The organism is Bradyrhizobium sp. USDA 4452, assembly GCF_054063575.1.
In genome coordinates this window covers 5,553,990-5,578,302 of sequence record NZ_JBSSGK010000001.1, presented here as the reverse complement: position 1 = coordinate 5,578,302, position 24,313 = coordinate 5,553,990, and the positions used below count along the sequence as shown (strand labels likewise).

Genomic DNA, 24,313 nt, shown 5'->3' with positions numbered 1-24,313 from the left:
GCCATGCATCCCTATTGCTGGTCATTGTTGGCGGCCGTCGTCTTTTCAAGCGAGATGTCGGCCGAGGTGCCGCTGCCGCCCTCCTGACCGTCGGAGCCGTAGGAGACGATGTCGTAAGGCCCGTGCTCCCCGGGCGAGCGATAGAGATAGGGATGGTTCCAGGGATCGTTCGGAACGTTGCCGCCCTTCAGATACGGACCGTTCCAGGCCGCGACGCCCGGCGTGCGTCGGACCAGCGCGGCAAGCCCCTCCGCCGTGGACGGGAATCGGCCGGCATCGAGATAGAACAGGTCGAGCGCGCTGGAGAAGCTCTGCAGCTGGATGCGCGCGGTCTTGACCTTGGATTCGCTGAGATAGTTGAGCACGCGCGGCCCGATCAGCCCCATGATGAGGCCGATGATCGCAATCACGACCAACATCTCGACCAGCGTGAAGCCCTCCTGCCCCGAACGCCATTGCTTTTGCGACTCCGCGCGATCGCGTCCCGCTCGCATGGAGAATGTTTCGATGATCGTGTTGCGCGATATCATGACCGATGACCCCTGCTCTAACCGACTAGCTGCGTGACCGACAGCAGCGCCGTCATGACCGACACGATCAGCCCGCCGACGACGGTGCTGATGGTGATGATCGCCAGCGGACCAACGATGCCGACGACACGGTCCAGGCTGCGCTGCAATTTTGCTTCGTAGAATTCCGCGACCCGCCCGGCCAGCACCGGCAGCTGCCCGGTCTCTTCACCGAGCCGCAGCATGCGGACCGCCATCGGCGGCAGGCTGTCCGCCACGGCGAGCGCTTCCGATAGTTTTCCGCCGTGGCGGACGCGGTCGGCGGCGGCGGTCCAGTTCGCCTCGCTGCCGGTCACCGCCATGATGTCGACGAGGATGCGCAATGCGGCCGTGAGGTTGACGCCGCTGCCGAGCAGGACGCCCAGATTGCGGCAGAACAGGCTGGCGCGATAGAACTGGAAGGCGCTGCTGATGCCCGGCACCCGCGAGATGCCATTGACCAGCGCAGCGCGCACGCGCGCCTGCCGGAGCAGCCACCACGCGAGCGCAATCGTCGCCCCACTGATCAGGCTTGCCGCCGTGGCATTGGCGCGCAGGAAATCCGACACCGCGATGAAGCTGGCGAGCGCCGTATCCGACTTGCCGCCGAAATCGCCGAGCACGGTCGAGAATTGCGGCAGCACGAACAGCAGGAAGAACAGCATCACGCCGGATGCCGCGACCAGCACGAAGGCAGGATATTGCATCGCGTCGGTCAGCTTGCGCCGCATCTGCTCGGAGCGCGCGCGCTCGGTCCCCAGCATCTCCAGCACCGAATCGAGTGTGCCGGAGATTTCCCCGACCCGGACCAGGGCGATGTACATCGGCTGGAACAGGGTCGGATGATCCGCCACCGCGTCGGCAAAACTCTCGCCGGTGAGCAGGGCGGCGCGGATCTTCGCCACCACCGGACGCATCCGGCCGACATCGGCATCGCCCGACAGCAGCTCCAGGGCATCGTCGAGCCGCGCGCCGGCCTTCAGCAGCAGCGCGAGATCGCGCGTGAACGTGGTGACCTCGGCAGCACTCGGCCCGCCGAACAGGCTGCGGCCACCGGCGGCACCGGATGCGCGCTTGTCCTCGGTGGTTTCGATCGGCAGCAGCTTGAGATATTCGATCCGTCGCGCCACCTCGGCTGCTGTCGGGGCGGCGATCGTGCCGTTGACGATCTCGCCGGTCTGGGTCAACGCGCGGTAGCGATAATTCGGCACGACGTCACCGCACCGTCGCAACGCGGAGGATCTCGGCGGGCGAGGTCAGTCCGGCACGGCATTTGGCAACCCCGTCATTGAGCATCGTGGTCATGCCCGCCTTGATCGCCATGGCATCGATCTTCAGTCCGTCGGTTCGCTCTCCGATCAGTTCGCGCAGTTCATTGGACAATTCGAGCAGCTCGAACACGCCGAGCCGGCCGCGATAGCCGGTCCCGCCGCAACGTTCGCAGCCGCACGGCTCCTGAATGATCTCGCCTGCCCGGAACCCGAGCACGGCGAGCCGGGGCTCCTCGGTTAAATCGGCGGCTGCCAGCGGCCGCGCCGTCTTGCAGCGCTCGCACAATTGCCGGACCAGCCGCTGCGCAATCACGCCGCGCAGCACTGAACGCAGCAGATAGCCTTCGACCCCGAGGTCGAGCAGGCGCGGCACCGCGGCGGCCGCCGTCTCGGTGTGCAGCGTCGTCAGCACCAGATGCCCGGTCAGCGCCGCATGCACCGCGACATGCGCGGTCTCGGAGTCTCTGATTTCACCGACCATGATGACGTCGGGGTCCTGACGAACGAAGGACCGCAGAGCGGTTGCGAAGGTCAGACCGATCGCCGGCTTGACCTGGGACTGGTTGACGCCGGGGATCTCGTATTCGACCGGGTCCTCGATCGTCAGAATCTTGCGGCTGGGCTCATTGAGGATCGACAGGATCGTCGCCAGCGTCGTGGTCTTGCCACTGCCGGTCGGTCCCGTGATCACGACCATGCCGTATGGCAGCTTCAGCAGCCGCCGCAGCCTGGCTTCGTCGGGCTCGGAGAATCCCAACTTCTCGACGACCAGCAGGCCGCGATCCTTGGGCAGGATGCGGATCACGGCGGATTCGCCGTGTTGCATCGGCATGATCGCGACGCGGATATCGATGTCGGTGCGCCCGGCCCGCAGCCGCGCCGCGCCGTCCTGCGGCAGGCGACGCTCGGCGATGTTGAGATTGGCGATGATCTTGATGCGCGAGACCACCGCCTGTGGCAGCACCCCCGACAGCGCCGCGACCGGCCGCAGCAGGCCATCGATGCGCAACCGCACCATGAGCCCGGCGGCAAACGGCTCGATATGGATATCGCTGGCACGCAGCTCGACCGCCTTCTCGATCAGATCATTGACCGCGCGCACCACCGGCGCGCCGCTGGCGAGATCGCGCAGGCTCTCGATGTCGTCTTCGCGGGGCAGCGCCGCCGCCGTATCGGCGGCCTCGGCCTCCTCAGTGCTGGAAGAATTGTTCAGCGCGATGGCGACGTCTTCCGACGATGCCACCTTCACATCGATGCCGGCGCCGAGCACGATCTGTGCCGCCCGCAGCGTTGCCTGATCGGTCGGGTCGACCACCGCGAGGACGGTGCTCCCATCGGCCGCCCGGCACGGATAGACCATGGTCTCGCGCAGGAAGCGCGGCGAGAACGCACCGACCAGCGGTTCGGCCGAGGTCATATCCTGGAGCGTCAGTCGGCCGAGCGCGAAGAAGCGCGCGGCCTCATCGGCGAATTCGGTCGGTGAGAGGCTGGTGACCTCCCACAGCTTCAACTGCCTGACGTCGGCGCCCAGCCCGCTCCGCTCAGGCGATCCGTCGGTCTGCGCCAGGTGGTTGTTCTGACGGAGATAATCCACGAACCGAACGGACAGGTCGTTGGCCATTGTCGATATCCCGCCACACTATCCAGGATCAGTCCGTGCCATCCGCCGCAGCGTTGGGCTCCCGGCAATTCTGCGGTTATCGATCCGAAGTGTGACAGCTGTGCGAAGTCACATCGTTCGCCCCGCTCAAGAACACTTGACGTGGCTTCGCGGACACGACGGCGCGCCGCGCGGCATGGTTCTGGTGCGATGCGATGGCCGGAACGACAATCATGTAACCAATTTATTTCTGTCATGTTCGATCGCTAAGACTGCGCTGGGGTAGGACCGATCGTCGCAAGTCCATCGAAATTTCAGTTAGTCAGAGCGAAGGGCCTTCATGCAACGCGCAGGCACAGTGGGCCGCTGCCCGACGATCCGTGGCGGCCTTGCAGCCATTTTTGCCCTGACGTCACTGGGGTTGCTGGCGTCGTGCAATTCCGCGACGGTCGGCGAGAGCGTCGACGCATCCCAGGTCGACGTCACCGACAAGGTGCGATCGCTCGATCTCCTGCCGCGCCAGCCGCAACCGGTGGGCGGGCTGGCGGCGGCGGGCGGCAGCCAGGGCGGCAGCGTCCGTGCGGCGATGTATGAGGGAAGCGACGTAACAGCCGTCGCCGATGCGCGGCCGCAGCCGGCGTCGAACGGCAATGGCTTCGATCTGAATTTCGAGAGCACGCCGGTGGCGACCGTCGCCAAGGTCGTGCTCGGCGACATCCTGCATGTCGGCTACACCATCGACCCGCGGGTACAGGGCACGGTGAGCCTGGTGTCGGTCCGCCCGGTGCCGAAATCCGACATGGTCTTCGTGCTTGAAAACGCGCTGCGCCTGAGCGGCGTAGTGCTATTGAAAGATACCGCGGGCTATCGCTTGACGCCGCTCGGCGACGCGGTCGGCGGCGGCCGCGTCGACGCCGCGGCGGCCAATCCCGAACCCGGATTCGGCATCTCGGTGGTCCCCCTGCAATATGTGTCGGCGCAGACCCTGCTGAAGCTGACCGACAGCTTCGCCACCAGAGCGGGCTCGATCCGCGCCGACACGACGCGCAATCTCCTTCTGATCCAGGGCACCGGCGCCGAGCGCCGCACCGCGGTCGACACCGTGCTCAGCTTCGACGTCGACTGGATGCGCGGCCAATCGGTCGGCATCTTCCCGATCTCGAGCGGCTCGCCCGCGCCTGTCATTGCCGAGCTCGAGAAGATCGTCGATTCCGGCGAGAACGGCCTCAGCCAGAACGTCATCAAGTTCATGCCGATCGCGCGGCTCAACGCGGTGCTGGTGGTGACCAAGAAGCCGGACATGCTGCACACGGCGGCGACCTGGATCAAGCGCCTCGACCGCAACGACACCGCGCGCACCTCGGTCCATGTCTACCGCGTCAAATACGGCGATGCGCGCCAGATCGCGCGGGTTCTGACCGACATGTTCCTTGGCGGATCGTCCGGCAATCTGCTCGACAGTGCCGACAGCCAGCTCGCGCCCGGCTCCGGCACCTCGTCGACGTCGAGCGTCGCCGATCGTCTGTCGCTCAACAACAACTCGAATTCGAGCATGGGTGGCTTCGCGTCCCGCGGCACTTCAGGAACAGGCGCCACCGGCCAGGGATTTGGCGCCGGCGGGCAAGCGAACAATCCCAACAATCAAGGTCAGGGCAACAATGCGGCACTGGATAGCGGCCGCGGCGCCAGCTCTGCCAGCGGCCAGCCCGTCATGCAGGACGTGCGGATCACGCCCGATGTCGTGAACAACAATCTCCTGATCTATGCCGACCAGGCCAACTACCGCATCATCGAGGCGACGCTGGTGCAGATCGACGAGCCGCAGCTCCAGGTCGCGATCGACGCGACGATTGCCGAGGTCACGCTCAACAACACCTTGTCCTATGGCGTGCAGACCTATCTCACCAGCCGGAGCCTCGGCCTGAAGCCGAACATGGGCTCGTTCACAGGCACGCAGTCCACCACGGCACCTACCACCACCGTCGACCCGACCACCGGTGTCGCCTCCGTCGCCGGTTCAGTCACCAATGCCTTCATCAACCGGGCCTTCCCGGGCTTCAACTTCCTGATCGGGTCGGAGACCCAGCCGAGCCTGATCCTGGATGCGCTGCATGCCGTCACTAGCGTCAAGGTGCTCTCCAATCCGTCGCTGGTCGTGATCAACAACCAGGTGGCGACCTTGCAGGTCGGCGACGTCGTCCCGGTCTCGACCGGCAGCGCGACGGTGCTGACCACGAGCAACACGGTGGTCAACACCATCGACTATCGCAACACCGGCATCATCCTGAAGGTCTCGCCGCGCGTCAGCGTCAACGGCACCGTGCGGCTCGATATCGAGCAGGAAATCAGCAACGTTCCCCAAAGCAGCACGGTCAACCTGACGCCGACGGTGTCGGAACGGCGGGTCAAGAGCCAGATCTCGGTGGCCAACGGCCAGACCGTGCTGCTGGCCGGCCTGATCAGCGAACAGCAGAGCGGCAACCGCAATGCGCTTCCGGTGCTCGACCAGATCCCCGGCCTTGGCGATGCCTTCGGGCATCAGAGCAACGGCACCCAACGCACCGAGTTGATCATCTTCATCCGCCCGCAGATCATCCGCAACGGTTCCGACGCCCAGACCGTGGCCGAGGACCTCCGATCGAAACTGCGCGGCAGCATCGCCACGACAACGACCAATGCGCCGATCACCACCAGCTATCACTGAGCCGGGCGAAGGAACGCTCCGCATGCTCACGCAACTGACAAGCCTCGGCGCGTCGCTCGCCGTCGTGCTTTGGGCCATGACGGCGTCGGTCGCAAGCGCCGATAGCGTCGCGCGCGGAGCGGCCGCGTTCCATCGCGCCGATTATTTCAGGGCGGCTCAAGAGCTCGCGCCGGCCGCCGAGCGCGGCAATCCAAGAGCCCTCGGCATGCTCGGCTTCATGTATGAGCACGGCTTCGGCGTGCCGCAGGCCTACGCCGCTGCCGCCGATCTCTATTATCGCGGCGCCGTGCAGGGCGACCCGTTCGCGCAGGCCCAGCTCGGCTTGCTGTACGACAAGGGCCACGGCGTTCCGAACGACTACGTGCTGGCCTACAAATGGCTCAATCTGGCGGCGGCCCGCAGCAACGGACGGCAGCGCGACGCGTATCTCCGCTTCCGCGATGCGGTCGCATCAAAACTCTCGACCTACGAGATCATTGCCGGCCAACGGTTTGCATTGGGATGGGTTCCGGAGCAGCCGGCGGCGGCGGACGTGCACCTGACGGTGAAGTAGCGGCAGCTATCGCGACGTCTGCATCGGATTCGTAGGCGCATATCTCCTTCGCAGCTTCCACCGCCGCAACCGGCGCCAGCCGATCACGATCCCGCTGACCGAGACGATGGTGCCGACCGCGGACAGCAGCCAAACCACGACGTCGCGCGCCGGCGCGATGCGCAGCAGCAGCGGAAAGTCCATGCTGTGCAGCGCGTTGAACAGCCAGCGATAGGACCGGCGGCTGTCGTCGCTGCGCTCGAGGATTTCGGCGGTGACGGGCGAGACATGCAGCCAGGTGTAGGCGGGATCGTCGAGGCCGATCCGCAACACGGGAAACTCGCGCATCTGATGCAGACTGTACCAATAGGCGTCCGGCTGCTCCAGCTGTTGCGCCGATATCATCGCAACTCCCGGCATTGCGCGTCGGGCAGCTGCGATGATCTCGTCACGCGAGAGCGTCACGGGTGCGCCGGTCGCGGGATCGGCGAGGCTGCGGCGGCCGCCGCCGGCGTCGAGTACCATCAGCCGGCGCCCGCCGATCCAGACGAAGCGCGCCTCCACCGCCGATACCTGTGGCGGCGACGGCAAGCTAGCGGCGATATCGGGCGTGTCGTGGCCGCTGTAGCCGACCGCGATCTCGCGCGTGAGGCCGCGGCCGGAGAACGCGCCGCCGGGATTGAGCGACAGCCAGCCGCTGAACATCCAGGTCAAGACGAAGGTGCCACCGACGAGGCCGGCGATATGATGCCAGGCCATCCAGCCACGATAGGGCGAGACGGCGCCGTCAGCGTAGCGGCGCGCCAGCCGCAGGCGGAGAATACCGATCCAGAAGCCGGTGACCGCGACGACCAGACACACCCCCGAGATCCACAGTACCACGTCCCGCCACAGCGGGCCATCCTTGCGCAGCACGGTCGGATAGATCCAGTGCGGGATCGATCCGAGCCAGTTCCAGACACGTTCCCGCCGAGTGGTGTCGAGCGCGATCTCGCCGCCGCGCGAGGAGACGTAAAGCTCGGTGCCGTCGGCGTCGCCGAGGCCGATCAGATAGAGCGGCCGCAGCGGATCGAAGCGCGCGGTGACCGACCATTGATCGCGCGTCACCGTATCGAGCAGTTGCGGCTGCACCGCATGCGGGTGATGCCGGGCGACAGCAAGAGCCTGATCCGGCGTGATGCCGTCGATCAGGCGGCCGTCGATTGCAGAAATGGTGACGGCGGCTCCCTTCCAGCCGGTCACGCGATAGACCGGAATGTCGTCCATCATCGAGAGCCGGAGATCGCGCGGATAGCGCTCCATGCCCGCGATCGCCATCGCGCGATCGGGAGCGACCTGCACCTTGCCCCACGAAAGGACGGGGAGCGCGGACAGGCGCTCGCTGTCGGTGAGGCGCGGAAACGCCACGTACATCATGACGAGGCCGGAGACGAACCACATCGCGAACAACAGACACGTCGCAATGCCGATCCAGCGATGGACGACATAGAGCGATCGCCGCGCGCGCCGGATCAGAGCCTTGCGCATGATCAGAACTTCACGTTGACGGAGAGTTCGGCGGTACGCGGCATGCCGAGCAGCCACTGCCCGGTCCCGTTCGAGGTCACCGCGTAGGCCTTGTCGAACGGATTGTAGACGCGGAACGCGACCGTGGTGCGGTCGTCGGGCTTCCATTTGATGCCGCCATTGACCACATTGTACCCCGGCCGCAGCTGGGTGTTGGCGAGATCGGAGTACATCGCACCGACGATCTGCACGCCGCCATAGACCGACCAGTTGGGCGCGAAGTCCCAGGTCAGCCAGACGTTCGCGACCTGCTGCGGCACGTTGACCGGGACATTGCCGTTGTAGCTGACGATCTTGCCGCCGACCACCTGGCTGTTGTTGTCGTATCGCGCACGCAACAGCGCAAGATTGGCGTCGACGCGCCAGCCATCGTTCAGCGCGAGCCCGACCGATCCTTCGACGCCCCGGGATGATTGCTGGCCGATCTGCAGCGCGACGCCTGCGGTGGGATTGCTGGGATCGGGAATCGTGAGCCCGGTCTTGACGATCTCGTAAGCAGCCAGCGTCCACTCGCCGCGGCCGCCCCAGAACGATTGCTTGACCCCGACCTCGGTCTGCTTGCCGGTCGCGAGCTGGAAGGTTTTCTGCGAGACCGGCAGCGAGATCAGATTGCCGACCGGATCGACGCCGACCGCATACTGGCCATAGTACGCGAGATTCTTGATCGGCTCGTAAACCAACCCGGTGCGCCAGCTGGTGCCCGACAGCGAAACACCAAAGCTGTTCCCTGGCGTCCTGTAGTCGGTTCGATCGATATCGGGACGATCATATCTGACGCCGGTGACCAGCGACAATTGATCGGTCAGCGACAGCCGATCTTCGGCGAACAAGGCGTATTGATTGACGATCGAGTTGAAGCCGGGCGCAGTCGCAGACGACGTCGCGAAGAATGAGCCGGGATCGAAGACGTAAGGATTGACCGACGATGCGCCGCCATAGGGCGAGTTGTTGGTGTGGGTGAAGTCGATCCGGTTGACGTCGAACCCGGCGACGAACTGGTTCGCGAGCCCGAACACATGACCGCTGAAGGTCGCATCCATCCGGTTGCCGACCTGCTTCTGGTCGTGAAATATCTCGATATAGTTGGAGCGATCGATCAGCTGGGTCTTCGGATTCCAGGTGTAGTTCTCGATGTCGCGCCAGTGTCGCTCGCTGGTCAGATAATACAGCGTGTTATTGACCTTGATGCCGTCGGCAACGTCCCACTCGGTCTTGAACTGGGTCCAGCTGTCCTGGTAGCGGATCGCGCTGTCCAACGCGTTGTAGTTCTTGAAGCGCAGTGCGTCCTGGATCGATCCGCCAACCAGCGGCGTGCCGAAATAGCGCGACGGGCTGCGGTCGCCGTAATCCTCCGACAGTGTGAAGGCGAGATTGTCCGAGGCCTGCACCCGCACGGCGGCGGAGACCACTGCATTCGAGGTCTTGTTGCGATCGACCCAGCCGTCCGACATGTTGCCGGTGGCGTTGATGCGATAGGACACATTGGGATTGATCGGGCCGGTGCTGTCCACCGACAGCCGTCGCGTCATGTTGCTGTCGAGCGAGACCTCGGCCTCGTTAGCGGGCGTACCCTGCGGCTTCTTCGGAACGACGTTGATGACGCCGCCGATCGCGCCTTCGCCGTACAGCACCGAGGCCGGGCCTCGCAGCACCTCGATGCGCTGCGTCGACCAGGTGTCGTAGGGGAACGTCAGGGTGCCGGAGCCGATATAAAAGCGGGTACCGTCATACAGCGTCATCACCGAATTGCTGCCGGCAAAGCCGCGGGTGCTGAACGACAGGCCGCCATTGCCCGGCGCCGGCGTGGCGATGAACCCGGCCGCATTCTGGGTGACGGCATCGAGCACATTATGCTGGCCGCGTTCGGCGATGGTCTGCGCCGTGATGATCTCGACGCTGGCCGGCGTCTGCAGCGGCGTCAGATTGAGACGACTGCCGGTGCCGCCCTGCGTAGTGGCGTTGAGCGTCGGCGGCGCTGATCCCGACGCGCCTGAGGCTGCGGCACGCGGCGCGGCTGCTATTGCCGCCGCCGTTGCAGGTCTGGCGCGTGCCCGCGACAACGACGCCGAGTTGCGGCTTCGCGCCATGGGCTTAGGCTTTCCGGACGTCGAGGGTGCGATCTCAATCGGATCGAGCGTGGTGGGCGGAGGTGTCTGTGCTCCGGCTTCAGCCGGCAGCAGCAGCGATAGCAGGGAGCAAACGAGACCGAGGCGCCATTTCCGCGCAGCGGGAGAGGACGGAGACATGAAAGGACTCGCGGTAACGTGGCACGTCACCGCGAACGTGGACTGGCGCATTGCCGAAAAGGCAGTGCTCCGATCCCACCAGGACGCCCCCGCCCGATGTGCTCGCGTGTGACCACGACTGACGGCAGGTCTCCTGGCTCACGGGTCATCGCCTGTCGACGCCTTCCCGGGCCGATGGCCCAGTGGCAGATTGACGAAAGGCTCGCCGTTTACAGTTGCGGGGACAGCTGCGGCATTGGGGTTACCCTCGCACCGCATTCCCTTTTGATCCCCGAAGGGAACCGTCGCCAAAAACGATAGGTGCTGACGGCAGAGCTGTCAATTCGATGCGATTGTCGCACACATGCTTTGCGGGATCGTGCTGCGGCGATGACACGTCTGCGGATGGCGTGACGAAGTGATCCGTCATCCTTGAGGAGCCGCGTAGCGCGTCTCAGGATGACGGGAAACGCATCACTCAGCTTCGACGCAGCCCTGCATCACCTCGTCGATCTCGGCGCGCGACAGCGCGCCCAGCTCGGCGATGAACACGATTCGCGTGCGCGGCACGCCGGGTGCCGGCACGCCGCCGGCAGCCAACGTCGCGCGGCCGCCGGCGAGCTGAAATACCGTCAGCCGCCCGGGCTGCTCCACCGTCTCGAACAATCCTTTCGCCCGCGCCAGCTTCGGCGCCAGTCTGCCGATCGCATGCTGCAGGCGCGGCAGCGCTACCTTCCGCTCCGAGCTCCAACTCAGCGTCTCAAACCGATCGGACACCGGCCGTCGCGGCGCGGTCTCGCGCGGCACCGGCACATGATCGAGATCAACCGGAAACAGCAGCGCGGCCGGAACCTCGCCATGCAGCGCATCGACGATCGCCGCCGCCGGTCGCACCGCGCGCACCGCATCGCGGATCGCATCACAAGCGGCGGCATCGGCGAGATCGACCTTGCTCAGCGCCACCACGTCGGCAGCCCGCAACTGCGACCGCAGCAGCGCATCGTCCAGCGCGGCGACCGGCTGCGTCGCGTCGACCACGCACAGCACGGTCTCCAGCGGCGCCTCCTTCCAGATCACCGGATCCATCAGGTTGCGCACGATGTCGGCGGGATCGGCGATCCCGCTGGTCTCGATCACGATGAATTCGGGACGCGGATCGCGCCGCAGCAGCGTTGCGAGCGTGCGCAGCAGATCGCCTTCCAGCGTGCAGCAGATGCAACCATTGCTCAGGCTGACCACGCCGTCGCTGGCGCCGGCGATCAGTTCCGCGTCGATATTGATCGCGCCGAAGTCGTTTACCACCGCGGCGATGCGCCGCCCTTGCGCATGCGCCAGCAGATGGTTGACGACCGTGGTCTTGCCCGCCCCGAGAAAACCCGCGACCAGCAGGATCGGGACCGGCACGTTAGCCTCCGACAACGGGTCGGCGTACCGGACGGCCAGGCCGTGCCGCGACGTCGAGGACGCCATCATTGATCAGCGGCTGGCCGCTGACCACGAGGTGCCGCACGCCTTCCGCCGGGCGATTCATCGCCGAGAAGGTCGCACGGTCGCTCAGCGTCTCGAAGTCGAACACCACGACGTCGGCGTCCGCGCCCGCCTGCAGCCTGCCCTTGGCGCGCATCGCCGGCGTGCTCGCAGAGAGAATCTCGGCCGGGATCAGCGCGCATTTGCGGATGCCCTCGAGCAGGGACACCTTCCTGCGCTCGCGCACCCATTCGCGGATGAAGCGGGTAAAGCAGCCGGCCGAACGCGGATGCGAAGTCGCATCCTCGGGCAGCGGCCAGGCGTCGCCGGTGTAGGGGCGGCCATCCGACAGTGTCCACGGCATCGCGTCGGACGCGATCGCGCCGCCCGGATACAGCACCGCCATGTCGAGCAGGTCGCGATGGTGCTGATTGTTCTCGATATCGAGCACATGCCACAGCACCAGCGTCGAGGGCTCCGCGGCCTGCGCCGCCAGCAGTTCCTCGCGGCTGCCGAAGCGATGACCGTCAGTCACGCGCTGCACCGAATCATAGCCGAGGCCGTTGCGTTCCTCGAATTTCGGATCGCTGAAGAAGGTCGCCGCCAGCACGGTCGATCCGGTGCCGTAGGGATAGGCCTCGACCGTGATCGGCAGCCCCTGCGCCTGCGCCTTGGCGATCAGCGCTACGCAGCGCTCGATATCGGTCTTGCTCGACGAGTTGAAATGGCAGATGTGCATATGCGCGCCGGTGGCGCCGGCATAGCCGATCAGGCGGATATAGGCTTCGGCCGCGCTCTCGGGATCGATGCGCGACATGTAGGCGACGTGGGTGAAGGTCGGCACCGCATGATCAGCCGCGAGCTGGCACACCGCGGTCAATTCCTGCACGCCGGCGCCCGGCGCATAGGCGTTGAGAATGCCGATGCCGATGCCGCCCTCGTTCAGTCCGTTGGCAAGGCGCGCGAGGATGCCGCCGACCTCGCCTTCGGTCGCCACGTTCTCGATCCAGCGGCGATCGCGCATCGCTGCGCCGAACGATTCCAGCGAGCTTTCCGCATTCGAGCCGGTCATCGCGCCGATCCGCGCGAACGCCCAGTTGGCCGCCGCGCCGTAGTTCAGCACCCGTCCCTTTTCGGCCTGCCGCTTGTACCAGGACCCCACCGGCAGCACGCCGGCCTCCAGATCGAGCGACGTCGTCACCCCGTCGAACGCCTGCATGCGATCGGCCGGAATAGTCTGGCCATGCGCGTGCAGATCGATGAAGCCTGGCGCCACCACGAGCCCGGTGGCGTCGATCTGCCGCTCCGCGCCGCCGAGCCCCGTGCCGACCGCGGCGATCTTGCCGTCGACGACAGCGACGTCGCCGATCGCATCCATCCCGCTGGCCGGATCCACTACCCGGCCGCCGCTGATCACCAAACCACCCATCTCGCCACTCCCCGCATTCCGAATCCGACCGGTCTCTTGTCGGGCACAGAGAAGCGCATCGCACTGATCGCAGCAACCGGGCAACGGTTGTGGCGACATGCTCTGGCGGAATATCCCCCGCGCCGTGGCGGCGATTGCAGAGAGCCTCTCCCTACCTCCCGGTTGCGCGCCGCGGCGGCAGCCCCCATGGCGGCATCTATGCCTGGGAATTCGAGAAGCGCGGGCGCCCAATCAAGGTCCGCGTCGACGGACAATTGGTGTTCAACAGCGCCGCGCTGCGGATCAAGGCGGCGCTGGCCGGGCTTGGGCTCGCCTATGTCGCCGAGGATCAGGTGCAGGCGCAACTGGCCAAGGGCCAGTTGGTCCAGGTGCTCGACGACTGGTGCGCGCCGTTTCCCGGCTATCACCTCTATTACCCGAGCCGCCGGCAATCCTCGCCGGCCTTCGCGCTGCTGGTCAACGCGCTACGTTATCGGGGATAGGAGAGCCGACGCGGCGGCGATCGCCGCCGGGATTCAGTACACGGATATTTGCGCTCCGATCGGGCGGCAAGCCTCTGGGAACGCAACCAACACCGCCTACGTTATTGGATGTATAATCGTGCGGGCTTGGCGGGCTGTCGCCTCCGCTGCCGCCCCACCGCACTATCCGGACCAGCACATGTTGAAGAGCAAGTTCGCCATCATTCTCGCCGCCGGCCTGACGCTCGCGCCGGCCCAGCTTCTCGCGCAGAGCACGGGAGGCTCCGCGCCGCCGCCGAGGCCCGGCGACCGCGCCGCGTCGTCCAACGGCATTGGCGGTACCGCACTTCCGGCCCAGACCGGCCAACGCTATGCACCGTCCTCCGGCGGCAATTTCAGCGCGGCGCCGGCCGCTCCCGGCGGTACGACCGGCAATGCCGGCAACGCCAACAACGTCAACAACGCGCAGGGACGCTGAGGCGCGGCACGCTTGCAGCAGCCGTCGACGCCGGGCCCATGCAATCGGCGTTGGCGTGGCCGAGCCACCGTTGATCCCGTTGATGCCCCGCGTCAGATCGCGCCGACCGGCTCCGCGGCCGGTTGATCCGGTTCAGCCTCGGCGGTCACGAATTTGAGCCCGTAGGTCTTGCCGCGGCGCCAGACCACCTCGCAAGGGTAGCGCTTGGCATGGTCGGCGAGCAGCGTCAGCGCAAGGCGGTCCTTCACATCGAACTCGACCTCGGTGGTGATCTTGGCGCCACCGGGCGAGATGTCGACCACAGCGCAGGCGTTCTCTGTCGCGCCGTCATCGACGGTGATCCACGCCGCACGATTGTTGAGCTGGCGCCGCGGTTCGCGACTGATCTTGATCCGTGCTCCATTGCTCGCCATCGTCGTCGTCCTTGAAGACATTGGTCATTGAAAAGACATTGGAGGCCGCGCAGGTCGATCGACGCGCCCGGCACACAACCGCACGGGCCACAATGCCGTTGCCGCCGTAAAGTCCGGCTTAGCGCGATCGCTTGAACTTTACCGGAATCTTGACGCGGCTTTTAGCAAACGAGGATTCTGCAATTCCATCAGCGGGATACCGGCCGCCCCGGCAGCCGTCGGCTTGACACGGGGACCGCATAATTGGTGAAGTAGCCGTCGTGGCCCTGGCCGCGTCCCTGCAACAAGAGCGCTTCAAGCCGCCTCTGTCTTTCGGAAACGCCCCATGCTGATCCCTCTCGCCGACGTGCCGCGCTGGTATGCCGAACGCAAGCCCGCAGACGCGATCGCCGTCAGTCACGGCGCGGATACGCTGACCTGGCGTGAGCTCGAGCAGCGCGCCAATGCGCGGGCGCGCGCCTTCGCCGCCAAGGGCGTCAAGCCCGGCGACTTCGTCGCGATCGGGCTGCCCAACAGCAACGCGTTCTTCGAGACCACGTTCGCGGTGTGGAAATGCGGCGCGACGCCGACCTCGCTCTCGTGGCGGCTGCCGCGCGGCGAGGCTGCGGCCGTGCTCGAGATCCTGAAACCGTCGCTGGTGGTCGGCGGTGAGGCAGACTGGAATGCGCCGAACTCGCTGCCGGTGAATTTCGTGCCGGAGGGATTTTCCGAAGAACCGCTCGACGCACCCGTTGCGCGCTACTGGAAGGCGATGACCAGCGGCGGCTCGACCGGGCGGCCGAAGGTGATCCTCGATCACAACCCCGCCGTGATCGAAACCACGGCGCCGCTGATGCTCGGGATTCCGTTTGAGGCTTCGCTGCTGAACCCGGGCCCGCTCTATCACAACGCGCCGTTCATCCTGTCGCACGCGGCGCTGTTCGGCGGCGGACGGCTGACCGGCATGGTGAAGTTCGACGCCGAGGAGACGCTGCGGCTGATCGAGCGCGAGCGCGTGCAATGGGTCAACTTCGTGCCGACCATGATGCACCGGATCTGGGCGCTGCCCGAGGAGGTGCGCAAGCGCTACGACGTCTCCAGCCTGCAAATCGTGTTTCACATGGCGGCTCCCATGCCGCCCTGGCTGAAGGAGAAGTGGATCGAATGGCTCGGGCCGGAGCGGGTCTGGGAGCTCTATGGCGGCACCGAGCGGCAGGGCGCCTGCGTGATTTCGGGCGTCGAATGGATGGCGCACAAGGGCTCCGTCGGCAGGATCGGCGAGACCGCGAAGCTGCGCATCATCGGCGAGGACGGCAACGACGTCGCGCCAGGCGAGACCGGCGAAATCTATTTCCTGCCCAATGACGGGGCGGGCTCGACCTATCACTATCTCGGCGCGACACCGAAGCGACGCCCCGACGGCTGGGAATCGCTCGGCGATATCGGCCGGCTCGACGAGGAAGGCTATCTCTATCTCGGCGACCGGCTCGCCGACATGGTGCTGCGCGGCGGCGCCAACATCTATCCGGCCGAGGTCGAGGCCGCCGTCAGCGAGCATCCCGAGGTGCGCTCCTGTGTCGTGGTAGGCCTGCCCGATCCGGAATTCGGCCAGCGCGTGCATGCGATCCTCGAACTCGCCGAGACCGCGGATGCGCAAGCGATCGCCGACGGCATGGGCGACTTCCTGAAAGACCGGCTCAGCCGCTACAAGCATCCGGAAAGTTTCGAGCGCGTCGGCACCGCGCCGCGCGATGATTCCGGAAAAGTCCGCCGCACCATGCTGCGCGATGAGCGCGCAGCATGGATCAAGGACAACCGCGCCTTCCGCATCATGCCGGCGCGCGCGGCAAGAAGCGAATAAGTTCATTCTGTCTTGCGAGGGGCAGGTCTGCACGCCAGATGAGCTGTGCAGGCCGCCGCGCAAGGTATATCATTCCATCTTCCCTGCCGGCAGAACCTCGGATTACCTTGAGGTTCCAGCGCCCTGCACGCCAGGAGATCCTTGATGCCCTCCACCACCGAATGGAAAGTGCCAGCGGCCTTTCAGCCCCGCCCCGAAGATTACCGCTATGACCTCGATCGCGCGCTGATGAGCGTGGTCGGGCTGCATTCGATCATTCCGCCTGACGCGTTCAGCGCCGAGACGCTCGGCACCGAGCGCGCCGGCAACGGCGTCCTGATCGATCACGGGCTGGTGCTGACAATCGGCTATCTGATCACCGAAGCGGCCACGGTGTGGCTGCATCTCGGCGACGGCCGCGCGGTCGAGGGCCACGCGCTCGGCTTCGATTTTGAATCCGGCTTCGGCCTGGTGCAGGCGCTCGGACGGCTCGACATCGATCCGCTGCCGCTCGGCTCGTCGGCGGCAGCGCAGGTCGGCGACAATGTCGTGCTCGGCGGCGCCGGCGGCCGCACCCGCTCGGTCGCAAGCCAGATCGCCGCGAAGCAGGAGTTCGCAGGTTACTGGGAGTATCTGCTCGACGACGCGATCTTCACCTATCCGGCGCATCCGAACTGGGGCGGCGCCGGACTGATCAACAATGCCGGCGAGCTCATCGGCATCGGCTCGCTGCAGCTCGAACGCGAGCGCTCGAGCCGTTCCGAGCACGTCAACATGATCGTGCCGATCGACCTACTGAACCCGGTGCTGAGCGACCTGCGCAAGTTCGGCCGGGTCGACAGGCCGGCGCGGCCGTGGCTCGGCATGTACACGACCGAGATCGACAACCGCCTCGTGGTGGTCGGCGTCGCCAGCAAGGGACCGGCGGCGCGCGCCGAACTCAAGACCGGCGACGTGATCCTCGCGGTCGACGGCGACAAGGTGACGAGCCAGACCGGCTTCTACCGAAAACTCTGGTCGCTCGGCGCGGCTGGGGTCGACGTGCCGCTGACCATCTATCACGAGGGCGTCACCTTCGACGTGACGCTGACCTCGATCGACCGCATGAAGCTGCTGAAGGCGCCGCGGCTTCATTAAGCGAATAGAGAAGGGGCAGCGGCGATGGGCGAGGCCGTGGTTGACGACATCGTGGCCGTGCTGCCGCCGCTGTTGCAGACGCTGGAATCGCTGTCCTTTGTCGCGCGCAACCTCAATCCGCCGGACTTCGATCGGGTGATGCAAATCGCGGGCGAGCCCGAGGAGGCCTTGCAGGCGGTGCGGCCACGGCTTGCCGACTGGCCGGAGAAATTCGCGCACATCAGGACCGCACTGGAGGCCGCAATCGAGCCGGCGCTGGCCGGCTATGCGGGCCTGCGCGCCGTGCAAAATGGCGAGGGCGATCTGGTCAGCGTATTCCGCGCGCTGCGCTATCTGCCGCGCGCGCAGGAGGCGCTCTATCCGCTGACGGAGCTGCCGCCGGTCAGCGGCTTCTTCATCGCGCCCGATTTGCGCGAGGATGCCGCGCTGCAGGCCAAGCTCGCGGCGACACCCAACGCCGACACCGGCATCTTCCATGAGCGCAACGAGCCGGGTAGCCGCGGCGGCTTCTCGATCTACGTGCCGGAATACTACACGCCGGATCGTGCCTGGCCGCTGGTGATGGCCCTGCATGGCGGCAGCGGTAACGGCCGCGGCTTCCTGTGGAGCTGGTTGCGCGACGCGCGCAGCCGCGGCGCCATCCTGGTGGCGCCGACCGCAACCGGCCAGACCTGGGCGCTGATGGGCGACGACAGCGACACGCCGAACCTCAACCGCATCCTCGACCAGGTACGCGCGCGCTGGCGCATCGACCAGACGCGCATGCTGCTGACCGGCATGAGCGACGGCGGCACGTTCAGCTATGTGAGCGGGCTCGACGACGCCTCGCGCTTCACGCATCTGGCGCCGGTTGCCGCAACTTTCCATCCGCTGATGGCCGAGATGGCCGATGCGGAGCGGCTGCGCGGCTTGCCGATCTTCATCACCCATGGCCGGCTCGACTGGATGTTCCCGGTGCAGACCGCGCGGCAGACCCAAGGCTTGCTGTCGGCCGCGGGCGCCAAGGTGGTCTATCGCGAGATCGACGACCTCAGCCACACCTATCCGCGCGAGATCAATGCGGAGATTATGCAGTGGCTGAACGACGGGCAAGCCGACGGCGCTTGAGGGACTCTCTCCCCATGGGCACGCCGATCCCGGTGCTGCAGCAATGTCGGCTAGCATCGGTGCCGGTATCCCCGCTCTACCCGCGCAACCGCCAACCGTCGCCGCGCGTGCGCGTGTTCATCAATGATGTGATGCGGGCGTTCGCGCGCAGTCGATCGAAAGCCGGAACCACAGCTGCCTCCACGACGTTATCCCGCCGACACCGGAGGAATGAAGCGATGCGGACGTTTTTCGGCATGATTTTGGGCGCGCTGCTGCTGGTTTGCGGCGTCTATGTCTATGATTCGATGCGGACGTCGAGCGTCGCCAATGGCGAAGTGGCGCAGGATACCCGCACCATCGTCAATTGGGATGTCGCAGCCCATGATTGGAACCTACTGAAGACGCGCACCCGCGAGCAGTGGGACAAGATTGCATCGAAGTAACTGCTGACGTCACAACCCGATCGTGGACGCCGCCAAGGCCGCACCGAAGCCGGCACCCAACGCAGCCCATTCCCTCGCCGTGATGGCCATTGTCACCAGCGCGACCATCGTCCCGACCAGGCCTGCCAGTCCGCCGGACAGGCAACCGCCGACGATGAAAGCGATGAACAGATTGCCGGGCGCGAGCCGAAGAAACCGCGCGGCGATGCCGTCGTGGCGCATCGACGCCGCGAGGACGTAGCCACCGGCGCGCATCGCATAGCAGGTGATGCCGAGGATGCAGATGACGCCGAGCACCTGCAGATCATCCATCTTTCCGCTCCAGCATGCTGACGAGCGTGCCGCATCCGCCTCCGATCAGCATGGACCAGCCGGGATCCACGAACCGGGCGACGAGAAGCGCCGCGACGGCCGAAGTCAGCCACGGCCACGGCGATCGCGCGTTCTTCCACTGGCTCGGAAGCAGGGTCGCGATGAACATCGTCGGTAGCAGTGCGGCGGCGAGCTTCAGTGATCCGTTGGTCGCGACCGGGACGGCATAGGCAAGTGCGGTGCCGCCGACCCAGCCGATCGCCATGGGAATGCTCGATCCGAGCAGATAGCCGGCGTCGGGCCCGTTGCGGTCGGCATCCGAACTCGTCATCAGCCACGACGCATCGGCGAGCAGAAACAGGCTGAGCAGGATCTTCCGGGGGGCCAGTCCGCCAAACAGCTGGCGCAGATGGGCGCCCATCAGTAGATATCGTGAATTGGTGCCGATGCAGGCAACGACCATGGTGAAGATCGGCAGCGGATGAGCCCACATGCTCAGCGTGATCGCCTGTGCGGTGGCGGAGTAGACGAGCAGGCTGAACAGGACAGCTTGCGGCGCCGCGAGCCCAAGCCCCTTGTAGGTCAGTCCCATCACGAGGCCGGCGGCGCCATTGCTGACCAGGAACGGCAAGGCCGCGACCAGGCCCCGCCTGAATCCGGCTGTTGTCATCGTTGGGACAGGTCGCGGCGGCTGGGTACTTGTAATGGTCATGACCATTAGATTAGACTTGGTGAGAGGCCGTGATGTCAAGGGATCCCGCGCGGGCAGCGACACAGTTCTTCGGTGGACGGGTCTGCCTCGACTTCGCGAACACGCTCGACTGGCGGACGTCGAAAGATCCGCAGGAGCTGATCCCGGATTACGCTGCGCTGTTGTCCTGGAGCGAACGCCGCGGGACGTTGCCGCTCGCCGCGATCAGGAAGCTGAAAGCGCATTCGGCGAGCAGCGTTGCCGCGGCCGCGATGCAGAAGGCGCATGATCTGCGTCGCGATATCTGGGCGATTTCCGACGCGCTTCGCGGTGGCCGCAGCGTGGACCTCCGTCTCGTCAATCGGATGCTGTCGGCGGCGCCGCGGCAGCCCGACCTGGTGCGGCAGGATCGCGGCTATCGCCATGCGTTTGCGGGGATCGACGCGATCGAGCCATTGTGGCCGGTGCTATGGTCGCTGACGGCCCTGCTTTCGTCCGATGATGCGAGCCGCATCGGACGCTGCGAGGCCGGCGGCTGCGGCTGGTTCTTCGTCGACGAGAGCCCGAACCGGACGCGCCGATGGTGCTCGAGCGAAGTCTGCGGCAATCGCGAGCGCGCGCGGCGCGCCTATGCCAAGCGGAAAGGCTCGACGTAAACGCGCTCCGTGTTGGTCGCGAGTGAAGCGACGTCGCGAGCTAGTTCTGCTCGGTCTTGCGGCCCATATTGGCCTTGCGCGCATCGGCGATCACCTGCTCGAACTGATCGATGCTGAGCACGCCCGGCACGCGATACTTGCCGACGATGAATGACGGCGTGCCGTTGAAGCCGAACGCCGTCGCCTGCTCGTTGTTGCGCGCCAAGACCGCGTCGATCGCCTTGGCATTGGCGTCGAGATCCTTCTTCAGGCGGTCCATGTCGAGGCTGGCGCCCGAGAGCAATTCGGCGATGCGCGGCTCGGTGATGCGCGAATTTACCGAGATCATCGCCTCATGCGCTGCTTCGAACTTGCCCTGGTACTTCGCCGCCAGCGCCATCCGCGCCGCGACCTTCGACACCGGACCGAGGATCGGCCAATCCTTCAGCACCAGACGGACCTTGCCGTCGTCCTGCACCACCTGGCGCAGCTCCGGCGCGAGCTTGCGGCAATACGGGCAATTATAGTCGAACCATTCGACGATCGTGATGTCGCCCTTGGGATTGCCGATGTCAGGAATGTCCGGATCGCGCAGCACCTGGGCCTCGGTCAGGACATTGTCGTCCTCGGCGCGCGCGCCTCCGGCGGCCAGCAGCGCAATGGTGGTTCCGATGAGGCCGAGCGCGCCGCGGCGGGTGGCGCCGGCAGTGTCGAGGGGGAATTTCGCCAAGTGGTTCATAGCTCGCTTCCGGAAGGGCTTCTCGCCCTTCTACGTTCAGGACACATCGATGTTACGCAGCAGCATATAGATCGCCACCACGATAATCACAGTCGCAAACACGATATTTAGCGCGCCGCGCCATTCCGACAGATGCCGGGCACTCCTCGTGCCCAGCAGGCCGCCCGCAATGCCGCCGGCGACGAATAGCCCCGCCAGGTCCCACGACACCAGCCCGGACCAAGCATAGCTCAGGGCCGTGGTCACGCCGAAGGCCGTGACGGCCACCAGCGAGGAACTGACCGCGTTCATGATCGGCATCCCGGTCGCCAGCATCAGGGCCGGCACGATCAGAAAGCCGCCGCCGATGCCGAAAAAGCCCGACATGGTTCCGGTCACAAGCCCGAGACCGATGATCGCGGGCGTGTTGGACATCGAAATCTTGACGTCGGTCAGCCCGACCCGCGCGCGGGTCTTCAGCATCAACGCGGCGATGACAAGCATCACGATCGAGAACAGGGCAAGCAGCTTCTGCCCGTCCAGCATCTTGCCGAGGATCGAGCCGCCGAAAGCGCCGAACATGCCCGACAGCGCGAACACCAGCGCGCAGGACCAGATCACGGTGCCGCCGCGGGCGTGGTTGGAGAGGTTGATCGCGGCGTTGGCGGCGACCGCGATCGCCGAGGTGCCAATCGCGACATGCGGCTGGGGCACCCCGACCACATAGACCATCAGCGGCACGGCAAGGATCGACCCGCCGCCGCCGACCAGACCCAGCGAAAAACCGACCAGCATGCCGGATGCCAGCCCAAGCACGCTCTGAGTTGCGGAGAAGATCAAGGGGAAATAGACTCGCGTTTGCAGCTGCAATCCTAGAAGGATTTGCTGTTCAACGCCATACCAATAGCACAAAACTGCCCTGCAACTGTGCTCAGCGCAACAGATAAGTCACGGCCAGCGGCACCAGCAGCGAGGTGACCAGCGCGTTCAGGCTCATCGCGATGCCGGCAAACACGCCGGCGACCTCGTCGACCTGGAAGGCGCGCGCGGTGCCGATGCCGTGGGCGGCGATGCCGGCGGCAAAGCCGCGACCACGGAAGTCGGTGATGCCGGTGAAGTTCATTAAGGGCGTGACGATGATCGCCCCCATGATGCCGGTGAGGATCACGGCGACCGCCGTCAGCGAGGGATCGGCATGCAGGGATTCGCTGATGCCCATGGCAACGCCGGCCGTGACTGATTTGGGCGCCAGCGACAGGATGATGTCACGCGGCAGGCCGAACGCCCGCGCCAACAGCACCACAGAGACGATCGCAGTGAGCGAGCCGATCGCGAGCGCGACCAGCATCGGCAGGACCGCAGCCGCGACCCGCCGGCGGTTCTCGTAGAGCGGCACCGCGAGCGCGACCGTCGCCGGCCCGAGCAGGAAGTGCACGAACTGCGCACCGGCAAAATAGGTGGTGTAGGAGGTGCGGGTCAGCAGCAGGAACACGCCGATGATCCACAGCGAGTGCAGCACGGGATTGGCGAGCGGATGGCGCCGCGTCTTCAGCGACACCGCATCGGTCGCCGCATAAGTCAGCAGCGTCACCGTCAGCCAGAGCAGCGGCGACTGCGAGAGATAGACCCAGAGCGAGAATGGATTGTCGCTCACGGATTCTCCTCCTCGCGCGCAAACATACTGCTCGCCGCGACGAAGGTCGCGACCGTCGCCAGCAACGTGACGATGACCGAGACCGCGAGGATCACCAGGATCGCAACGCCATGCTCGGCGAGCAGATCGAGCTTTTGCACCACGCCGACCCCGGCCGGAATGAACAGCAGCGAGAGATTGGCGAGCATGCCGCGGCTTGCGCTCTCGACGCCGTCATTGCCGAGCGGCCCGCGCGCGAGCGCCGGAAACCGGTCGCGCGCCAGAAGCAGCAACAGCAATAGCACCAGTCCGACCACCGGGCCTGGTACCGGCACGGCCAGCGCCCGCACGGCAACCTCGCCAACCAGTTGGCAGAGCAGGATCAGACTGAGGCTGGCGATCATGACAAGGCGCTCACGCGAAGCATGCGCGTATCAGTTCGACGCAAGAGAGGCTTGTCAATGCGCGAGACTCAAGCGTGTGCGCAAATGCTGGGCATTCCTCTCACGTTTCTCGCGCACTCTCAAACAAACCGGCATCCTGAGAAGCGCGCTCTTGCGCGCGTCTCGAAGCATGCAGGGCCGGATGTTTCCGCGTGTTGCTTCTCCGCTGGCGAAAGCGTGGGCCGTCGACCCTTCGAGGCTCGCTTCGCTCGCTCCTCAGGGTGACGGAGATAGAGTTCCGCTCGTCGCCGGCGGCGCCCGCCGCTGCGGCGCCATCAGCGTGCCGCTCATGGTCGCGACCAGCGTCTCGAGGCCGTCTTGCACGGCATAGGCGCGACCATCGCAGACCGTCAGCGTGCGGCCGGGCTTGACCACGACGCCGCGGAACACGAACCGCTCGCCGCGGGCCGGCGCCAGCAGATTGATCTTGAACTCCACCGTGAGGATGTCGGAGCCTTCGGGCATCAGCGTGAAGGCGGCAATCCCGCAGGCGTTGTCGAGCCCCGCGGTGATGATTCCGGCATGGACGAATCCGTTCTGCTGGCAGAACTCCGGCGCATAGGACATCGCGAGATCGACCTCGCCCGGCTCCAAGCGCGCGATCGAGATGCCAAGCGTCTGCATCGCGCGCTGGCGCGCGAATGTGGCGGCGGCAACCGCGCGGAAGTCGGGATTCTTCGGCTCAAAGCGGGGCATAGC

At 65.8% G+C, this 24,313-nt stretch carries 23 protein-coding genes, 1 pseudogene and 1 riboswitch; of the genes and pseudogenes, 9 read left to right on the top strand and 15 right to left on the bottom strand.

Going from position 1 to position 24,313, the window contains the following annotated elements; all coding sequences use genetic code 11:
* Nucleotides 1-11 precede the first annotated feature (11 nt).
* Genes gspG through ACVISU_RS26605 form a run of 3 tightly spaced genes read right to left on the bottom strand, consistent with a single transcriptional unit; the run spans nt 12 to nt 3,440 of the window.
* The gene (gspG, locus tag ACVISU_RS26615; RefSeq protein ID WP_050403455.1) at nt 12-494 is read right to left on the bottom strand and encodes a type II secretion system major pseudopilin GspG; all 483 of its coding nucleotides are present in this window, start codon (nt 492-494) and stop codon (nt 12-14) included.
* A gap of 53 nt (nt 495-547) precedes the next feature.
* Nucleotides 548-1,759 (bottom strand): type II secretion system F family protein, encoded by a 1,212-nt coding sequence (locus ACVISU_RS26610; RefSeq protein ID WP_456708837.1) that lies wholly within the window; start codon nt 1,757-1,759, stop codon nt 548-550.
* Between the two features lie 4 nt (nt 1,760-1,763).
* The gene (locus ACVISU_RS26605) at nt 1,764-3,440 is read right to left on the bottom strand and encodes a GspE/PulE family protein (protein ID WP_456708836.1); all 1,677 of its coding nucleotides are present in this window, start codon (nt 3,438-3,440) and stop codon (nt 1,764-1,766) included.
* 319 nt (nt 3,441-3,759) lie between these two features.
* Here ACVISU_RS26605 and gspD point away from each other — a divergent pair, with 319 nt between their 5' ends.
* Together gspD and ACVISU_RS26595 are read left to right on the top strand one after the other, a co-directional pair.
* Entirely contained in the window at nt 3,760-6,123 is a 2,364-nt protein-coding gene (gspD, locus tag ACVISU_RS26600; protein ID WP_456708835.1) for a type II secretion system secretin GspD, read from the top strand.
* Between the two features lie 76 nt (nt 6,124-6,199).
* Nucleotides 6,200-6,676 (top strand): tetratricopeptide repeat protein, encoded by a 477-nt coding sequence (locus ACVISU_RS26595; protein ID WP_456710900.1) that lies wholly within the window; start codon nt 6,200-6,202, stop codon nt 6,674-6,676.
* Nucleotides 6,677-6,682: 6 nt separating this feature from the next.
* On the opposite strand, the gene ACVISU_RS26590 is transcribed toward ACVISU_RS26595, so the two are convergent.
* The 4 genes from ACVISU_RS26590 to ACVISU_RS26575 form a co-directional block, all read right to left on the bottom strand.
* Complete coding sequence (locus tag ACVISU_RS26590) at nt 6,683-8,182, bottom strand: PepSY domain-containing protein (RefSeq protein WP_456708834.1); 1,500 nt, start codon at nt 8,180-8,182, stop codon at nt 6,683-6,685.
* Nucleotides 8,183-8,184: 2 nt separating this feature from the next.
* Nucleotides 8,185-10,467 carry a TonB-dependent receptor gene (locus ACVISU_RS26585; RefSeq protein ID WP_456708833.1) on the bottom strand — a complete coding sequence of 761 codons (2,283 nt, stop codon included), beginning with the start codon at nt 10,465-10,467 and terminating at the stop codon, nt 8,185-8,187.
* A gap of 106 nt (nt 10,468-10,573) precedes the next feature.
* Nucleotides 10,574-10,768: riboswitch (cobalamin riboswitch) on the bottom strand.
* A gap of 152 nt (nt 10,769-10,920) precedes the next feature.
* Nucleotides 10,921-11,850 carry a CobW family GTP-binding protein gene (locus tag ACVISU_RS26580; RefSeq protein ID WP_456708832.1) on the bottom strand — a complete coding sequence of 310 codons (930 nt, stop codon included), beginning with the start codon at nt 11,848-11,850 and terminating at the stop codon, nt 10,921-10,923.
* 1 nt (nt 11,851) lies between these two features.
* Nucleotides 11,852-13,342 (bottom strand): amidohydrolase family protein, encoded by a 1,491-nt coding sequence (locus ACVISU_RS26575; RefSeq protein ID WP_456708831.1) that lies wholly within the window; start codon nt 13,340-13,342, stop codon nt 11,852-11,854.
* A 185-nt stretch (nt 13,343-13,527) separates the two neighbouring features.
* On the opposite strand from ACVISU_RS26575, the pseudogene ACVISU_RS26570 reads away from it, so the two are divergent.
* Together ACVISU_RS26570 and ACVISU_RS26565 are read left to right on the top strand one after the other, a co-directional pair.
* A pseudogene (locus ACVISU_RS26570) lies at nt 13,528-13,824 on the top strand (LysR substrate-binding domain-containing protein); the annotation flags it as partial.
* Nucleotides 13,825-14,002: 178 nt separating this feature from the next.
* The gene (locus tag ACVISU_RS26565; protein ID WP_456708830.1) at nt 14,003-14,281 is read left to right on the top strand and encodes a hypothetical protein; all 279 of its coding nucleotides are present in this window, start codon (nt 14,003-14,005) and stop codon (nt 14,279-14,281) included.
* A gap of 92 nt (nt 14,282-14,373) precedes the next feature.
* Here the strand turns inward: ACVISU_RS26565 and ACVISU_RS26560 are convergent, their stop codons facing one another.
* A complete protein-coding gene (locus ACVISU_RS26560; protein ID WP_050405724.1) occupies nt 14,374-14,694 on the bottom strand; it encodes a PilZ domain-containing protein in 321 nt (106 codons plus the stop codon).
* A gap of 325 nt (nt 14,695-15,019) precedes the next feature.
* Between ACVISU_RS26560 and ACVISU_RS26555 the strand changes: the two genes are divergently transcribed.
* The 4 genes from ACVISU_RS26555 (at nt 15,020) to ACVISU_RS26540 (ending at nt 19,182) form a co-directional block, all read left to right on the top strand.
* Nucleotides 15,020-16,534, top strand: a complete 1,515-nt coding sequence (locus tag ACVISU_RS26555) for an AMP-binding protein (RefSeq protein ID WP_050405723.1) — start codon at nt 15,020-15,022, stop codon at nt 16,532-16,534.
* A 144-nt stretch (nt 16,535-16,678) separates the two neighbouring features.
* Nucleotides 16,679-17,650, top strand: coding sequence for a S1C family serine protease (locus ACVISU_RS26550; protein WP_456708829.1), 972 nt, complete (start codon nt 16,679-16,681; stop codon nt 17,648-17,650).
* Between the two features lie 24 nt (nt 17,651-17,674).
* Nucleotides 17,675-18,757, top strand: a complete 1,083-nt coding sequence (locus tag ACVISU_RS26545) for a carboxylesterase family protein (RefSeq protein ID WP_050405721.1) — start codon at nt 17,675-17,677, stop codon at nt 18,755-18,757.
* 218 nt (nt 18,758-18,975) lie between these two features.
* Nucleotides 18,976-19,182: a hypothetical protein gene (locus ACVISU_RS26540; protein WP_176533628.1), complete on the top strand. Its 207-nt coding sequence runs from the start codon at nt 18,976-18,978 to the stop codon at nt 19,180-19,182.
* A 9-nt stretch (nt 19,183-19,191) separates the two neighbouring features.
* Here the strand turns inward: ACVISU_RS26540 and ACVISU_RS26535 are convergent, their stop codons facing one another.
* Nucleotides 19,192-19,494: an AzlD domain-containing protein gene (locus tag ACVISU_RS26535; protein ID WP_456708828.1), complete on the bottom strand. Its 303-nt coding sequence runs from the start codon at nt 19,492-19,494 to the stop codon at nt 19,192-19,194.
* Nucleotides 19,487-20,164 carry an AzlC family ABC transporter permease gene (locus ACVISU_RS26530; protein ID WP_063695283.1) on the bottom strand — a complete coding sequence of 226 codons (678 nt, stop codon included), beginning with the start codon at nt 20,162-20,164 and terminating at the stop codon, nt 19,487-19,489. The genes ACVISU_RS26535 and ACVISU_RS26530 overlap by 8 nt, the downstream gene beginning before the upstream one ends.
* A 74-nt stretch (nt 20,165-20,238) precedes the next feature.
* On the opposite strand from ACVISU_RS26530, the gene ACVISU_RS26525 reads away from it, so the two are divergent.
* A complete protein-coding gene (locus ACVISU_RS26525) occupies nt 20,239-20,841 on the top strand; it encodes a CGNR zinc finger domain-containing protein (protein ID WP_456708827.1) in 603 nt (200 codons plus the stop codon).
* A gap of 40 nt (nt 20,842-20,881) precedes the next feature.
* Here the strand turns inward: ACVISU_RS26525 and ACVISU_RS26520 are convergent, their stop codons facing one another.
* The 5 genes from ACVISU_RS26520 to ACVISU_RS26500 all read right to left on the bottom strand — a co-directional run bounded on the left by ACVISU_RS26520 (nt 20,882) and on the right by ACVISU_RS26500 (nt 24,310).
* Nucleotides 20,882-21,559: a DsbA family protein gene (locus ACVISU_RS26520; RefSeq protein ID WP_456708826.1), complete on the bottom strand. Its 678-nt coding sequence runs from the start codon at nt 21,557-21,559 to the stop codon at nt 20,882-20,884.
* Nucleotides 21,560-21,595: 36 nt separating this feature from the next.
* Nucleotides 21,596-22,375, bottom strand: coding sequence for a sulfite exporter TauE/SafE family protein (locus ACVISU_RS26515; protein ID WP_456710899.1), 780 nt, complete (start codon nt 22,373-22,375; stop codon nt 21,596-21,598).
* 94 nt (nt 22,376-22,469) lie between these two features.
* Nucleotides 22,470-23,192, bottom strand: coding sequence for an LrgB family protein (locus ACVISU_RS26510; protein ID WP_050405495.1), 723 nt, complete (start codon nt 23,190-23,192; stop codon nt 22,470-22,472).
* Complete coding sequence (locus ACVISU_RS26505) at nt 23,189-23,575, bottom strand: CidA/LrgA family protein (RefSeq protein WP_456708825.1); 387 nt, start codon at nt 23,573-23,575, stop codon at nt 23,189-23,191. The genes ACVISU_RS26510 and ACVISU_RS26505 overlap by 4 nt, the downstream gene beginning before the upstream one ends.
* A 255-nt stretch (nt 23,576-23,830) precedes the next feature.
* Entirely contained in the window at nt 23,831-24,310 is a 480-nt protein-coding gene (locus ACVISU_RS26500; protein WP_456708824.1) for a PaaI family thioesterase, read from the bottom strand.
* Nucleotides 24,311-24,313 lie beyond the last annotated feature (3 nt).

Bases quoted from the DNA above. Each gene is read 5' to 3' on its own strand.
- gspG (WP_050403455.1), bottom strand. From the start codon at position 494: ATGCGAGCGGGACGCGATCGCGCGGAGTCGCAAAAGCAATGGCGTTCG.
- ACVISU_RS26605 (WP_456708836.1), bottom strand. From the start codon at position 3,440: ATGGCCAACGACCTGTCCGTTCGGTTCGTGGATTATCTCCGTCAGAAC.
- gspD (WP_456708835.1), top strand. From the start codon at position 3,760: ATGCAACGCGCAGGCACAGTGGGCCGCTGCCCGACGATCCGTGGCGGC.
- ACVISU_RS26595 (WP_456710900.1), top strand. From the start codon at position 6,200: ATGACGGCGTCGGTCGCAAGCGCCGATAGCGTCGCGCGCGGAGCGGCC.
- ACVISU_RS26590 (WP_456708834.1), bottom strand. From the start codon at position 8,182: ATGCGCAAGGCTCTGATCCGGCGCGCGCGGCGATCGCTCTATGTCGTC.
- ACVISU_RS26585 (WP_456708833.1), bottom strand. From the start codon at position 10,467: ATGTCTCCGTCCTCTCCCGCTGCGCGGAAATGGCGCCTCGGTCTCGTT.
- ACVISU_RS26575 (WP_456708831.1), bottom strand. From the start codon at position 13,342: ATGGGTGGTTTGGTGATCAGCGGCGGCCGGGTAGTGGATCCGGCCAGC.
- ACVISU_RS26565 (WP_456708830.1), top strand. From the start codon at position 14,003: ATGTTGAAGAGCAAGTTCGCCATCATTCTCGCCGCCGGCCTGACGCTC.
- ACVISU_RS26560 (WP_050405724.1), bottom strand. From the start codon at position 14,694: ATGGCGAGCAATGGAGCACGGATCAAGATCAGTCGCGAACCGCGGCGC.
- ACVISU_RS26555 (WP_050405723.1), top strand. From the start codon at position 15,020: ATGCTGATCCCTCTCGCCGACGTGCCGCGCTGGTATGCCGAACGCAAG.
- ACVISU_RS26550 (WP_456708829.1), top strand. From the start codon at position 16,679: ATGCCCTCCACCACCGAATGGAAAGTGCCAGCGGCCTTTCAGCCCCGC.
- ACVISU_RS26545 (WP_050405721.1), top strand. From the start codon at position 17,675: ATGGGCGAGGCCGTGGTTGACGACATCGTGGCCGTGCTGCCGCCGCTG.
- ACVISU_RS26540 (WP_176533628.1), top strand. From the start codon at position 18,976: ATGCGGACGTTTTTCGGCATGATTTTGGGCGCGCTGCTGCTGGTTTGC.
- ACVISU_RS26535 (WP_456708828.1), bottom strand. From the start codon at position 19,494: ATGGATGATCTGCAGGTGCTCGGCGTCATCTGCATCCTCGGCATCACC.
- ACVISU_RS26530 (WP_063695283.1), bottom strand. From the start codon at position 20,164: ATGACAACAGCCGGATTCAGGCGGGGCCTGGTCGCGGCCTTGCCGTTC.
- ACVISU_RS26525 (WP_456708827.1), top strand. From the start codon at position 20,239: ATGTCAAGGGATCCCGCGCGGGCAGCGACACAGTTCTTCGGTGGACGG.
- ACVISU_RS26520 (WP_456708826.1), bottom strand. From the start codon at position 21,559: ATGAACCACTTGGCGAAATTCCCCCTCGACACTGCCGGCGCCACCCGC.
- ACVISU_RS26505 (WP_456708825.1), bottom strand. From the start codon at position 23,575: ATGATCGCCAGCCTCAGTCTGATCCTGCTCTGCCAACTGGTTGGCGAG.
- ACVISU_RS26500 (WP_456708824.1), bottom strand. From the start codon at position 24,310: ATGCCCCGCTTTGAGCCGAAGAATCCCGACTTCCGCGCGGTTGCCGCC.